Origin of the sequence: Parahaliea mediterranea (assembly GCF_017255185.1) — a bacterium.
Lineage (GTDB): Bacteria > Pseudomonadota > Gammaproteobacteria > Pseudomonadales > Halieaceae > JAFKCZ01.
In genome coordinates this window covers 40,861-54,255 of the sequence record NZ_JAFKCZ010000010.1, presented here as the reverse complement: position 1 = coordinate 54,255, position 13,395 = coordinate 40,861, and the positions used below count along the sequence as shown (strand labels likewise).

Below are 13,395 nucleotides of genomic sequence, written 5' to 3'. Positions count from 1 at the left end.
AATTCTGGCGTCCTGTTTGGCGAGTGCGGTAGGCGCCGAGGCTTTTCCACAACCAAGAATCTACGTCGAGGCCTACGACGAGAGTGGCGCTCCGGTTGTGGCTCAAATTTACCGACGTACCACTGGTATGCGGGCCAATGCCGTTCCAAATGGTCCGATCTATACCATCACCTACGGCACGGCTGGTATGAATGACGACACCTTATTCGGTGATTCGATGCCCTTCAGCGAACCTCTTCCAGGGCGAGGATGTTCGCACCAAGCGCTGCCAACCGATCGCGGACCCGGTGATTTCGACGGTATATACCAACACTCGCGTAATTCCGCCGGGTTGCCTGGGGGCGGTATTGGCGCCTGTTACGATACCTGGTACGGCGGACACCAGCTCGCCGGGGGTACATCTGGCCGGGTTGAGCATGCGCGCATCTTCTCGGGCTCGGCTACTGATGCCGACGGCACTCGACTGGTTTTCGACCGGATTGAAACACCCGACCTGCCGGCCTGTGCCGAGTGGGAGATTCGCGAGCGCCAGTTCGTGTTTCTCTGGAAAGGCTCACTCCCGGCCTATGACTACTACAGCCCGGAGCCGTGCGAGTACGATGTGGTCCTGAAAGGCGTCTATCGTACTGTGGCGGATGGCGAGGACAGCGACGGCGACGGCCTGCCCGATCACAGCGACAACTGCCCCGCGATCGCCAATGCATGGCAACGGGATGCCGATCTGGACGGCATCGGCGACGCCTGTGACAACGAGTATGTTTTCGACAGTGACCACGACGGCATCATGGATGCCGACGACAACTGCCGCTATCGCTCCAATCCCGACCAACACGACCTCGACAGCGACGGCCGGGGCGATCGCTGCGATGTCGATATCGATGGTGACGGCAGAGTCGGCCCACTGGTGGTGAACTTCAACAATGGCACCAGTAGCCTGGTGACTGCCGCGCAACAGATTTACCTCGACAGCGCCGGTTTGTCGGTTACGGATAATTGCCCCCGCACTTACAACCCGGACCAGATCGACAGTAATGGGGATCACTTCGGCGACGCCTGCCAGCTCGATCATGATGGCGATGGTGTGGAAAACGCCTTTGATAATTGCCCCAGCCACTACAATCCCGGGCAGCAGGATACGAACGACAATGGCACCGGCGACATCTGTGAGTACGACGCCGACGGCGACCATGTTTACACCACCCCGGGCACGGCATTCATGGATAATTGCCCCAGCACCTACAATATCGTCCACACCGATAGCGACCTGGACGGTGTAGGTGACGTCTGTGACCCGGACTACGACAGCGACGGCGATGGTATTCCAAACGTGCAGGACAACTGCCCCTCTGTTAGCAATCCGCAGCAGCAGGACATTGACGGCGATGGTATCGGCGATGCTTGTGACGCCGACAACGACAACGACGCCATTCCGGACGCTGATGACAACTGTCCGCTAACGCCTAACGTTGGCCAGGATGACACCGACGGTGACGGTCATGGGGATGCCTGTGACGCCGACGTCGACAATGACGGCATCGCCAACGCCGACGACAACTGCCCCGCGACCTACAATCCCGACCAGGCGGACTCCAATGGCAATGGGCTGGGTGATGCCTGTTTCGATGACGGGGATAGCGATGGCATTGAGGACCAGGTGGATAACTGTCCCGCGGTTTGGAATTCCGCGCAATCGGACTTCGACGGCGACGGTATCGGGGACGCCTGCGATGACGACCTGGACAATGACGGGGTGCCGGGGCAGTCCGACCAGTGTGAGTTCACCGCCCCCGGCGAGTTAGTGGACCCGCAGAACGGCTGCTCGCTGGAGCAGTCCTGCCCCTGCGATTCGCCGCGGGGCGAAAGCGTTCCCTGGCGCAACAAGGGTAAGTTTGTATCCTGTAGTGCCAGGGCGCTGAATAGCCTGCTTAAGCAACGGCTCATCACCGAGGAGGAGAAGGGTGCCCTGCAAAGCGTCGCGGCACAGAGCAACTGCGGCTCGAAAAAGAAAAACTAGCGGCCTTGGGGCCGCTCCTTAAATACGGCTTGATAACCAGGGGCGGAGGGAATATTCATTAATCCCTCCGCCCTTTTTCTAGTGAGCCGCGCTCCAACATTCATCCCATGGGAGTATCCCTCGTTTTCGCGGAACGACTTAACTCGTGGGTGATGGTGTAGGGCATTGCCTACAGTTGTACACTGGAGGAAGTAAATAGCTACCGCAAAAAAGACGTCTACAAGCAATGTCTTGCGGTTTGGCCTGGGGCTAATAGCGATCTGGGCGCGGGTCCGGCGGCCAAGGCGCAATTCGAGACGCTCTGGTTCGCTGTCTCGTCATTCCCTCGTCACGTTTTAAGTAAACGCTCAACTGGCAAGAGAGGTACCATAATGCGTTCCGCGATCAGATTTTTCTGCCTAGTGCTGCTGCAACCCCTGGCCCTGGCAGGGGACTACCCGGGCGCCGCGACCGGCCCGGCGGTTGCGGGCTACGGTCCCGTGTTCCCGGTGGCCGGGGATGCCTTCACCCTCAGCAACGACCGCCACTACAAGGTGAGCAAGGACGTTTCGGCCACGGCGGATTCCCCGGAGGCGCGCAACCCCAACATCGAGGCGCTCGCCCGCTTCCTGAATATGCAGGCTCGCGCGGGGACGAAACCGGAACAACTGGAAGTGGCGCTGGTGGTACACGGCGCGGCCTCACGTGACCTGCTGACTGATGCCGCCTACCGGGAGCGCTTCGGCACGGCGAACCCCAACACCGGGCTGCTCAAGGGTTTGGCGCAAGCGGGTGTCAGCATTTACCTCTGCGGTCAGACCGCCAGCTACCGGGGGTTCGGCCCCGAGCTGCTGAACCCGGCCGTGGACCTTGCGCTCTCGGCCATGTCGGCGCATGTGCAACTGCAAAGCGAAGGCTATACGCTCATTCCCTTCTAGCGTCGGCTTCAGGGCTAGGGCCGTACTAGTCATGCTTTCCGTCGATATAGCATGACTGCTTGTGCTTTCTTCGCGCAGTGAGCTCCTTGGAGGAAGCCTGACAGGCTATGGGCAGAAGAACGGTGGGGTGTGCATGAACCCATAGTTTGTCTGGAAATTAGTCCCAAAGTCTGTCCAATACCTAACAGGACTCTATGGCTATCCGAAGATCAAGGCCCGCCAGCGATGGAAGCAGAGGTTTAAAGTTCGATGCAACGCGACACTTAAGCGGCCTGCGATGCAGAGCGCGCCCGGTCCGCGAGGTATTCATCGTAGGTGCCCTGGAAGTCGATCAGCGTCTGGTGCTTGATTTCCACCACCCGGGTGGCCAGCGAAGAGACAAACTGGCGGTCGTGGCTCACGAAAATCAGGGTGCCATCGTAGTTGGCCAGCGCCTTGTTGAGCGCCTCGATGGATTCCATGTCCATGTGGTTGGTGGGCTCGTCCATGATCAACACATTGCTGTCCATCATCATCATTTTTCCGAACAGCAGGCGGTTCTTTTCGCCGCCGGAACAGACCCTGGCTTTCTTGTTGGCGTCGTCGGCGGTGAATAGCAGGCGGCCAAGCATGCCGCGTACCGCCAGGTCGTCGTGCCGGGGTAAGCGCCACTGGCTCATCCATTCGAAAATGGTGAGGTCGTTGTCGAAGTCGGCGGTACTGTCCTGCGGGCAGTAGCCGATGACAGCGTTTTCCGACCACTTGATGACGCCGCTACTGGCCTGGATCTCGTCAATCAGGCAGCGCAGGAAGGTGGTTTTACCGACGCCGTTTTCGCCGATCACGGCAAGGCGCGCGCCGGCTTCCAGGATCATCTCGCCGTTATTGAACAGCGGCAGATCGTCAAAGCCGTGGCACAGTCCTTCCAGGACCAGTGCCTGCCGGTGCAGCTTCTTGTGCTGCTGGAAGGTGATGTAAGGGGAAATGCGGCTGGAAGGCTTGATTTCGTCCAGCTTGATTTTCTCCATCTTCTTGGCGCGGGAACTGGCCTGTTTGGCCTTGGATGCATTGGCCGAAAAGCGGTTCACAAAGCTCTGCAGCTCTTCCAGTTCCGCGCTCTTCTTGGCATTGCTGGCGCGCAACTGGTCCTGGATCAGCGTTGATGCAGCGACAAAGGCTTCATAATTGCCGGGAAAAATACGCAGCTCGCCGTAGTCGATGTCCGCCATGTGGGTACACACGGCATTGAGAAAGTGGCGGTCGTGGGAAATGATGATCATGGTGCTTCTGCGCTGATTCAGCACGTCCGCCAGCCAGTTGATGGTATGGATATCAAGGTTGTTGGTCGGCTCGTCCAGCAGCAGGATGTCCGGATCGGAAAACAGGGCCTGGGCCAGCAGCACCCGCAGCTTCCAGCCGGGGGCGACCTGCTCCATCAGGCCAAAATGCAGGGATTCGTCGATTCCCGCTTCCAGCAGAATTTCGCCGGCGCGGCTTTCCGCAGTGTAGCCGTCCATCTCTGCAAACTGTACTTCCAGGTCTGCCACGCGCATGCCGTCGGCCTCGCTCATCTCGGCGAGGGCGTAGATGCGGTCGCGTTCCTGCTTGACCTGCCACAACTGCGCATCGCCCATGATCACGGTGTCAATCACGCTGTACTGCTCAAAGGCGAATTGATCCTGGCTGAGGATGCCGACAGTGCAACCCTGCTCAATAGACACATTGCCGGCCGTCGGAGCCAACGCGCCGCTCAGGATCTTCATGAAGGTGGACTTGCCACAGCCATTGGCGCCGATCAGGCCGTAGCGATTGCCGCTGCCAAATTTAGCGGAAATATTCTCGAACAGCGGCTGGGCACCGAATTGCATGGTGATGTTGGCGGTGGTGATCACGGAGGGAATCCTGGGGCCATAAGGAAATGGTGGGCCCAGAAGGACTTGAACCTTCGACCTGCCGATTATGAGTCGGATGCTCTAACCAACTGAGCTATGGGCCCCGGATGCCGCGGTAGCGGCGAGGAGGCGGGGATTATATCGGACAAAGCGGCACTTCGCACAGTCCGATTACCCCGCTCCGGTGATGGCTGGTTACCAGTTGATTTCGATCTCGATGCCCGACTCTCCGCTCTCGATCTCCACCTCAAGCTCCACTTCGACCTCGTCCGGGACCCGGATATGGAGTTTTTTGCCCTCCCGGAGGAAATCCACGCCGTTGTGGCGCGACAGGGCGTCGGCGAGCTCCCGCAGCAGGTCGGCGGCCTGTTCCCGGCGCATGGTGTGTTTTTCGGTGATTTCGAGCAGTTCCATGGTGGCTCCTGATGGTGTAATGGTCTTGGGTGGCCCGTGGCGGCGCTCACGGCGCCGGGCCTTGGTTCGCCCGGGGGGTGCCCCCATATACCCTGTTGAAGGCAAAAGAGGAAACAGCCATGAGCGAGACCTGCCATATTGTTTGCCCGCACTGCGACGCGGTCAACCGTTTGCCAACGGCGAAGCTGGGGGCGGGGCCGCGCTGCGGGCAATGCCGCAAGCCGGTGTTTGCCGGGGAGCCGGTGGAGCTGGATGACGGTAATTTCCACCGGCACATCGAGCGCAGTGATATCCCGGTCCTGGTGGACTTCTGGGCATCCTGGTGTGGTCCCTGCAAGATGATGGCGCCGGCCTTCCGGCAGGCCGCTGGCGCCCTTGAGCCGCGGGTGCGCCTGGCCAAGGTGAATACCGAGGTGGCTGCGGCCACTGCCTCCCGTTACAACATTCGCAGTATTCCCACCCTGATCGTGTTCCGCGGCGGCCGGGAGGTGGCGCGCCAGCCGGGCGCCATGAGCCAGGCGGATATCGTGCGCTGGACGGAATCCGTGCTCGGGGCGGGATGAGCGGCCGCGCCTTGGTCGCCATGGTTTAAGCCGGGAGCGGCAGGGAGAGGCGTCGCGCCTGCAGGCAACGTGTAGAGGAGGCGGCTATTGGTGCCGGGCCGTGGTCCTGGGGTTTCGCGTTCGGCTGTAAAGCGGTGTAGTGAATGACCCGAAAAGAGGGGCCCGCTGTACGCCCTACAGGGTGTGTCTGCCCCGGGGCTGTCGGGTCGAATTCATTCGACCGTAAAGCGGCGCAATGAATTGCGCCCTACAGGGGGTGGGGCTTCCCCGGGGTTGCTGGGTCGAATTCATTCGACCGAAAAGCGGCGCAATGAATTGCGCCCTACAGAGGGTGGGGCTGTCCCGGGGCTGTCGGGTCGAATTCATTCGACCGTAAAGCGGCGCAATGAATTGCGCCCTACAGGGGGGGGCTTCCCCGGGGTTGTAGGGTCGAATTCATTCGACCAATAAGCGGGTAGGAAACGCCGCCCCATCGGGCGGCGTTTTCGTCGGGATTACTCGTCGAGGAAGCTGCGCAGGTAGTCCGAGCGGGTCGGGTGGCGCAGTTTGCGCAGGGCCTTGGCCTCAATCTGCCGGATGCGCTCGCGGGTGACGTCGAACTGCTTGCCCACCTCTTCCAGGGTGTGGTCGGTGTTCATGTCGATGCCAAAGCGCATACGCAGCACCTTCGCTTCCCGGGCGGTGAGGCCGGCGAGCACTTCCTTGGTGGCTTCCTGCAGGCCCTGGCCGGTGGCGGCATCCACGGGTGAGTGGATGGTGTTGTCCTCGATGAAGTCGCCCAGGTGGGAGTCTTCGTCGTCGCCGATGGGCGTCTCCATGGAGATCGGCTCCTTGGCGATCTTGAGCACCTTGCGCACCTTGTCTTCCGGCATGTCCATGCGCTCGCCCAGCTCTTCCGGGGTGGGCTCGCGGCCCATCTCCTGCAGCATCTGGCGGGAGATGCGGTTGAGCTTGTTGATGGTCTCGATCATGTGCACCGGGATACGGATGGTGCGGGCCTGGTCCGCGATGGAGCGGGTGATGGCCTGGCGAATCCACCAGGTGGCGTAGGTCGAGAACTTGTAACCGCGACGGTACTCGAACTTGTCCACGGCCTTCATCAGGCCGATGTTGCCCTCCTGGATCAGGTCCAGGAACTGCAGGCCGCGGTTGGTGTATTTCTTGGCGATGGAGATCACCAGGCGCAGGTTGGCCTCCACCATTTCCTTCTTGGCGCGGCGCGCGCGCGCCTCGCCCATCGACATGCGGCGGTTGATTTCCTTGATTTCGCTCACGCTGAGGCCGCTTTGCTCCTCAATCTGGGCAATGCGGCGCTGCAGGCGCAGGATCTCGTCCTTGTGCGCGGCCAGCTTGGTGGCGAAGTCCTTCTTGCTGCGGGCCTGGCGGCTGAGCCATTTGGTGTCCGCCTCGGAGCCCTGGAAGGTCTGGATGAAGTCCTTGCGCGGCATGCCGCAGCCGCGCACGGCAATTTTCATGATCTCGCGTTCCTGGTCGCGCACGCCGGCCAGGATGTTGCGGGGGGAGTCACACAGCGGGTCGAAGACCCGGGGAGTGAGCTTGAGGTATTTGAACAGCTCGCCGAGCTTTTCCATCTCCTGCTGTGCTTCCGCGTGGTCGCGGCCCTTGGAGGAGATGGCTTTCTCGACCTTGTTGTACTGGCGCTTGAGGGCGGTGAAGCGCTTTTTGGCTTCCACCGGGTCGGGGCCGGACTCGCTGTCCTCGTCATCGTCGTTGTTGTTGTTGACCGCCTCGGCGGCGACTTCCGCCGCGGAGGGGACGTGTTCGGTGGGGTCCAGGTAGCCGACGATGAGGTCGCCCAGCCGGCGCTCCTCCTTGGTGACCAGCTCGTATTCGTCCAGCACCGATTGCACGGCGCCCGGGTAGTGGGCCAGAGCGGCCATGAGTTCGCGGATGCCTTCCTCGATCCGCTTGGCGATGACGATTTCGCCCTCGCGGGTGAGCAGCTCGACAGTGCCCATCTCGCGCATGTACATGCGCACCGGGTCGGTGGTGCGGCCGGCCTCGGTTTCCACCGCCGCCAGCGCCGCCGCGGCTTCCGCGGCCGCGATGTCATCCGCCGAGCCATCCCCCTCGGTCATCAACAGCTCATCGGCGTCCGGTGCCACTTCAAACACCTGGATGCCCATGTCGTTGATCATCTGTATGATGTCTTCCACCTGGTCCGGATCGGAAATATCCTCCGGCAAGTGGTCGTTAACCTCGGCGTAGGTCAGGTAGCCCTGCTCCTTGCCACGGGCGATAAGCTCCTTGAGGCGGGACTGTTGTTGCGCGACGTCAGTCATCAAGTGGATACCTATAAATAAAAAAAATTCAGCCCGCCATTATAGACGATCAGCCGCCTGTCTAGCCACCAGGTGGGCCGCTAAATTCAGCCCATTTTGGGCGAGATGCCCGCAAAATCGACGATTTCCCGGCCTGTTCCTGCCGGGGTGTTAATGGGGGCGTTTGCGGCAAATGCAATCCCGTCCCGGCTACGGGGTGTTTGACAGCGCGGATGGCCTGTGTATCCCTTGGGGGTGCATGATGACGGGCGCGCCGAATTGGCGGCGAATTGCATTGCGGTTCCCTGGCGCCCTGGCGCTGGTATGCCCCTGCTGTTTGACGGCGCGCGGAGAGGGTTATGGGCGCTCCTGCGTCAGTCTTTTGTTGTCGGTGCTTGTTGTTGCCATGTTTGTCGCTGCGTGTCCGCGCCAGCGCCTACTGGTTGCGCTTGCCGCGCTCGGCATTGAGCTTTTGCTTTTCCTGCAACAGTTCCCGCAGCCTTTGTTTCTCGCTTTCGCTCATCTCAGCGTAGTTGGTGGCCTTGAGTTTGTCGACCTGCGCCGCCAGGGCGGATTGGCGCGGCAAGTGGGACAGCGTTAACAGCGTGTCTGAAAATTGGTGCTCGATGCCCTCGGTGGGGATCAGGCGTTCCTGCCCCGCCAGGCGGTTGAGCAGGTCCCCCTCCGGAGTGCCGTACCAGTGCCCCAGCAGCATCGCGGTGGTGGACTCGGGCCGGCGCTGGAGCAGTTGCAGCATGTCGCTCAGCAGGCGGATGTCGTCCCCCTCGAGGTTGGCCAGCGACTCCGGTCGCGCCAGGTTGGCGACCGCGGGTTTGTGCAGCAGCAGGGCCAGCGCCGCCTGGGCGAGGTTTGAGTAGCCCCGGGGCTGGGGTTCGCTGGTGCTGCGTTGGCGCGGCTCCGGCGCGGGTTCTCCGGCGCTCTCTGTCGCCGGCTCCGCGGGCGCGGCCGTGGCCGGGGGTGGGGGCGCCTCCAGCTGCATCAGGCTGTCCAGTTCCAGGCCGGTGCGGCGGGCCAGGTCCTGGAACATCAGCTGTCGGAAAACGCCCTCGGGCAGCTGGCGCAGGTAGGGCATTACGCGCTTGCTCAGGCGGGCTCTGCCCTCCAGGCTGTCGCCGTCGATGCCCTCGGACAGGGCCTCGAACAGGAAGGTTTCCAGCGGCTGGGCGCCCTCCAGCAAGCGCTGGAAGCCCTCGGTGCCCGCGCCGCGCACCGCGGTGTCCGGGTCTTCCCCCTCGGGCAGGAACAGGAAGCGCGCCTGGCGGCCGTCCTCGAGGGTGGGCAGGGCCGCCTCCAGGGCGCGAAACGCCGCCTTGCGGCCCGCCTCGTCGCCGTCGAAGCAGAATACCACTTCGGGGCACAGGCGAAAAATGCGTTCCAGGTGGTTTTTGCTGGTGGCGGTGCCCAGGGTGGCGGTGGCGTAGCTGATGTCGTGCTGGGCCAGGGCGATCACGTCCATGTAGCCCTCCACCACCAGGACGCGCTCCAGTTTGCGGTTGTTGTGGCGCGCCTGGTAGAGGCCGTAGAGTTCCCGGCCCTTGTGGAATATCGCGGTTTCGGGGGAGTTGAGGTACTTGGGTTTGTCGTCCCCGAGCACCCGCCCGCCAAAGGCGATGACGCGGCCGCGCTGGTCGCGTATCGGGAACATGACCCGGTCGCGGAAGCGGTCGTAGACCTTGCCCGCCTCGTTCTGCACCAGCATACCCGCCTCCAGCAACAGCTTGCGCCCGGCCTCGTCGGCGCCGAACTGCCGCAGCAGGTTATCCCAGCCGGGGGGCGCGAAACCGAGGTCGAAATCCCGGGCGATCACTCCGGTGAGGCCGCGCTGCTTGAGGTAATCCACCACCCGCCCGGCCTGGGGGTGCTTGCGCAATTGGTGCTGGTAGAAGCGGGCCACCTGTTCCATCAGGTCGTACAGCGGTTTGTTGTTGCGCTCCGGGGTCGGGCTGCCGCCGGCGCTTTGTTCGCGGGGGACCTCCAGGCCCACGGTGCCCGCCAGGGACTCCACCGCCTGGGGGAAGTCCACGTTTTCGTAGTCCATGACGAAGCCGTAGGCATTGCCGCCGGCGCCGCAGCCAAAGCAGTAGTAGAACTGTTTGTCGGGGTTGACGCTGAAGGAGGGCGTCTTTTCATCGTGGAAGGGGCAGCGGGCGGTGTAGTTTTTGCCCGACTTCTTCAGTTTGACCCGGCGGTCGATGACCTCGACGATGTCCAGCCGCTCGAGCAGGTCATCGAGAAAGGATTGGGGTATCCGTCCGGCCATCGCTTATCAGGGGTCCGCTTTGCACGACTGCAAACAGGGTATTGAATCACGGCGCCGGGCGGATTGCAGCCCGGCAGTGGGTGGGGCTCAGTCCGCCAGGCGCGCCTTGACGATGCGGCTCACTTCCCCGATATCGGCGCGGCCCTGCAGGCGCGGCTTGAGCTGGCCCATGACCGTGCCCATGGCCTGCATGCCGGTAGCACCGGTTTCGACGATGGCGGTGTCGACCATGGCGAGGACTTCCTCCTCGGTCAGGGGCTGCGGCAGGAAGGTTTGCAGCACGGCGATTTCGCGCTCCTCCTGCTCGGCCAGCTCGGCGCGGCCGGCGTCGTGGTACTGGCTGGCGGAATCCCGGCGCTGCTTGACCATTTTGTCGAGCACGGCCAGGGCGCGGGCGTCACCGATTTCGATGCGCTCGTCCACCTCAATGCGTTTGAACTCGGCCTGAATCAGCCGGATGGTGGCCAGCCGCTCTTTGTCCCGGGCTTTCATGGCCGCCTTCATGGCGGCCTTGATGGACTCTACGAGGGATGGTTCACTCATAGGAAAAGAGGGCTGGGCCTCAGTACAGGCGTACGCGCTTGCGGTTTTCCCGGGAAAGCTTCTTCAGGTGACGCTTGACGGCAGCGGCAGCCGCGCGCTTGCGTACCGAGGTGGGCTTCTCGTAGTGCTCGCGCTTGCGCACCTCGGCGAGAACGCCGGCTTTCTCACAGGAGCGCTTGAAACGGCGCAGGGCGACGTCAAACGGCTCGTTTTCCTTGACCTTTACATGAGGCATTAACTCTTCACCTGTTTCCATATGTTGGGGCTTGCCTGCCGGGAAAAATCACGGTAGGGGGCAGACAACGCCTGAAAGGGCGCGCATTCTATACTTATCCCCGGAGTTTTGCAAAGTGCCTGGCGTGGAGTATTTGACGGAATGAATGACCCGACAGGAGCAGGCCCCGCGCCCGACGCGTAGGGTCGAATTCATTCGACCATTACCCCCACCCCCGGTCGCCGTCCAAACCGGGCCCATGACTCCCGGCTCCGGACGCCGTATCATGCGCCCCCTTAATACCGCCAAGTGCGTGAAGAGACGATATCGAGCCTGAAAGATGCTGATTCTGGGACTGGAAACCTCCTGTGACGAAACCGGGGTGGCGCTGTACGACACCGACCGGGGCCTGCTCGCGCACGCCCTGTTCAGCCAGGTGGATATCCACGTGGAATACGGCGGCGTGGTGCCGGAGCTGGCTTCCCGCGACCACGTGCGCAAGACCCTGCCCCTGCTGGAGCAGGTGTTGGCGGAGGCCGGCTGCAGCGCCGCCGACATTGACGGCGTCGCCTACACCGCCGGGCCGGGGCTGGTCGGCGCGCTGATGGTGGGCGCCACCCTGGCGCGGGCCCTGGCCTGGGGCTGGGGCGTGCCCGCGCTGGGCGTGCACCATATGGAGGGCCACCTGCTGGCGCCCATGCTGGAAGCCGAGCGCCCCGAGTTCCCCTTCGTGGCGTTGCTGGTGTCCGGCGGGCACACCCAGCTGGTGCGGGTCGACGGCATTGGCCAGTACCGCCTCCTGGGGGAGTCCCTGGATGACGCCGCCGGGGAGGCCTTCGACAAGGCCGCCAAGATGCTCGGCCTGCCCTACCCCGGGGGGCCCCACATCGCCCGGTTGGCGGAGCGCGGCGACCCGGCGCGTTTCGACTTCCCGCGGCCCATGGTCAACCGCCCGGGCCTGGACTTCAGCTTCAGCGGCCTCAAGACCTACACCCTCAACACCGTCAATGACTGCCGCGAGGCCGCCGCAGGCCTGACCGAACAGGATCGCTGCGACATCGCCCGCGCCTTCGAGGAGGCGGTGGTGGCCACGCTGGTCATCAAGTGCCGGCGCGCCCTGCGGCAGGAACACCTGGACACCCTGGTAATGGCCGGCGGGGTCAGCGCCAACCGCAACCTCCGCGCGACCCTGGAGCGGGCGCTGGCCAAGGAGCATGCCCGTGTGTTCTACCCGGCGCCGGAGTTTTGCACCGACAACGGCGCCATGATCGCCTACGCCGGCGCCCAGCGCCTGCTGGCGGGCCAGGTGGATGACGAGGAGAGCCGCGTGCGGCCGCGCTGGCCGATGGCGGAACTGCCGCCCCTGTCCCGTGCCGCCCACGGGGCTGGCGGCTGATGGATACTGTTTTTATCCGCGAGTTGGCGGTGGACACCGTGATCGGCGTGTACGGCTGGGAGCGTACCGTGCGCCAGACCCTGCTGCTTGACCTGGAGATGGCCTGGGACAACCGCCCGGCGGCCGCCGGTGATGAGCTGGCCCGGGCCCTGGATTACGCCGCCGTGGCGGAGCGAATCACCCGCTTTGCCGCCGGCAGTGAATTCCAGCTGATCGAGACCCTGGCCGAGCAGGTCGCGGCACTGGTGCGGGCGGAGTTCGCGGTGCCCTGGCTGCGCCTGCGGGTGTGCAAGCCCGGTGCCGTGGCCGCCGCCCGCGACGTGGGTGTGCTGATCGAGCGCGGGGAGCGCGGCTGATGGCCCAGGTATATCTCGGCCTCGGCAGCAATATCGAGCGGGAGCGCTACCTGGCGGCGGGCCTGGACGCGCTGTCCGCCCTCTACGGGGAGCTGTCCCTGTCCTCGGTGTACGATTGCGCCGCGGTCGGATTCGACGGCCAGCCTTTCCTGAATATGGTGGTGGGTTTGCGCACATCGGCCGCGGTGGCCGACCTGGCCCGTGACATGCGCCGCATCGAAATCGAGCACGGCCGTGCGCCGAACGCGGTGCGCTACAGCGCGCGCCAGCTGGATATCGATATCCTCACCTACGACGACGTGGTGGGCGAGGTGGATGGCGTGGTGTTGCCGCGTCCGGAAATCCTCGACAACGCCTTTGTGCTGCGCCCCCTGGCGGAACTGGCGCCCGCGACGCGTCACCCGGTCGCCGGCCGCAGCTACGCGGACCTCTGGCGCGACTACGACCAGGCCTCCCAGGCGGTGCGGCGGGTGGATTTCAGCTGGCGCGGGCGGCTGATTTCGACAGCGGAGTAGAACAAGCCGTGTAGGGCGGAATTCATTCT

At 63.3% G+C, this 13,395-nt stretch carries 12 protein-coding genes and 1 tRNA gene; 6 read left to right on the top strand and 7 right to left on the bottom strand.

What is annotated here, in order from left to right; translation table 11 throughout:
• Positions 1 to 331 precede the first annotated feature (331 nt).
• Together JYP50_RS14465 and JYP50_RS14460 are read left to right on the top strand one after the other, a co-directional pair.
• Entirely contained in the window at positions 332 to 2,014 is a 1,683-nt protein-coding gene (locus JYP50_RS14465; protein WP_206561256.1) for a thrombospondin type 3 repeat-containing protein, read from the top strand.
• Between the two features lie 371 nt (positions 2,015 to 2,385).
• Positions 2,386 to 2,931 carry a DsrE family protein gene (locus JYP50_RS14460; RefSeq protein ID WP_206561255.1) on the top strand — a complete coding sequence of 182 codons (546 nt, stop codon included), beginning with the start codon at positions 2,386 to 2,388 and terminating at the stop codon, positions 2,929 to 2,931.
• 263 nt (positions 2,932 to 3,194) lie between these two features.
• On the opposite strand, the gene JYP50_RS14455 is transcribed toward JYP50_RS14460, so the two are convergent.
• The 3 genes from JYP50_RS14455 to JYP50_RS14445 form a co-directional block, all read right to left on the bottom strand.
• The gene (locus JYP50_RS14455; protein ID WP_206561254.1) at positions 3,195 to 4,802 is read right to left on the bottom strand and encodes an ABC-F family ATPase; all 1,608 of its coding nucleotides are present in this window, start codon (positions 4,800 to 4,802) and stop codon (positions 3,195 to 3,197) included.
• 27 nt (positions 4,803 to 4,829) lie between these two features.
• Positions 4,830 to 4,906, bottom strand: a tRNA-Ile gene (locus JYP50_RS14450).
• Between the two features lie 91 nt (positions 4,907 to 4,997).
• Complete coding sequence (locus JYP50_RS14445) at positions 4,998 to 5,216, bottom strand: amphi-Trp domain-containing protein (RefSeq protein WP_206561253.1); 219 nt, start codon at positions 5,214 to 5,216, stop codon at positions 4,998 to 5,000.
• A gap of 119 nt (positions 5,217 to 5,335) precedes the next feature.
• Here JYP50_RS14445 and trxC point away from each other — a divergent pair, with 119 nt between their 5' ends.
• Entirely contained in the window at positions 5,336 to 5,779 is a 444-nt protein-coding gene (gene trxC, locus JYP50_RS14440) for a thioredoxin TrxC (protein ID WP_206561252.1), read from the top strand.
• Positions 5,780 to 6,273: 494 nt separating this feature from the next.
• Here trxC and rpoD read toward each other — a convergent pair whose 3' ends face one another.
• The 4 genes from rpoD to rpsU form a co-directional block, all read right to left on the bottom strand.
• A complete protein-coding gene (gene rpoD, locus JYP50_RS14435; protein ID WP_206561251.1) occupies positions 6,274 to 8,082 on the bottom strand; it encodes an RNA polymerase sigma factor RpoD in 1,809 nt (602 codons plus the stop codon).
• A gap of 415 nt (positions 8,083 to 8,497) precedes the next feature.
• Positions 8,498 to 10,342, bottom strand: a complete 1,845-nt coding sequence (gene dnaG, locus JYP50_RS14430) for a DNA primase (protein WP_206561250.1) — start codon at positions 10,340 to 10,342, stop codon at positions 8,498 to 8,500.
• Positions 10,343 to 10,429: 87 nt separating this feature from the next.
• Positions 10,430 to 10,885 carry a GatB/YqeY domain-containing protein gene (locus JYP50_RS14425; protein WP_206561249.1) on the bottom strand — a complete coding sequence of 152 codons (456 nt, stop codon included), beginning with the start codon at positions 10,883 to 10,885 and terminating at the stop codon, positions 10,430 to 10,432.
• A 19-nt stretch (positions 10,886 to 10,904) separates the two neighbouring features.
• Positions 10,905 to 11,120, bottom strand: coding sequence for a 30S ribosomal protein S21 (gene rpsU / locus JYP50_RS14420; protein WP_206561248.1), 216 nt, complete (start codon positions 11,118 to 11,120; stop codon positions 10,905 to 10,907).
• Positions 11,121 to 11,439: 319 nt separating this feature from the next.
• On the opposite strand from rpsU, the gene tsaD reads away from it, so the two are divergent.
• From tsaD to folK, 3 genes are read left to right on the top strand one after another with little or no spacing between them, the layout of a single operon-like run.
• Positions 11,440 to 12,495 (top strand): tRNA (adenosine(37)-N6)-threonylcarbamoyltransferase complex transferase subunit TsaD, encoded by a 1,056-nt coding sequence (tsaD, locus tag JYP50_RS14415; protein ID WP_206561247.1) that lies wholly within the window; start codon positions 11,440 to 11,442, stop codon positions 12,493 to 12,495.
• Positions 12,495 to 12,851, top strand: coding sequence for a dihydroneopterin aldolase (gene folB / locus JYP50_RS14410; protein WP_206561246.1), 357 nt, complete (start codon positions 12,495 to 12,497; stop codon positions 12,849 to 12,851). The genes tsaD and folB overlap by 1 nt, the downstream gene beginning before the upstream one ends.
• Positions 12,851 to 13,366 (top strand): 2-amino-4-hydroxy-6-hydroxymethyldihydropteridine diphosphokinase, encoded by a 516-nt coding sequence (gene folK / locus JYP50_RS14405; RefSeq protein ID WP_206561245.1) that lies wholly within the window; start codon positions 12,851 to 12,853, stop codon positions 13,364 to 13,366. The genes folB and folK overlap by 1 nt, the downstream gene beginning before the upstream one ends.
• Positions 13,367 to 13,395 lie beyond the last annotated feature (29 nt).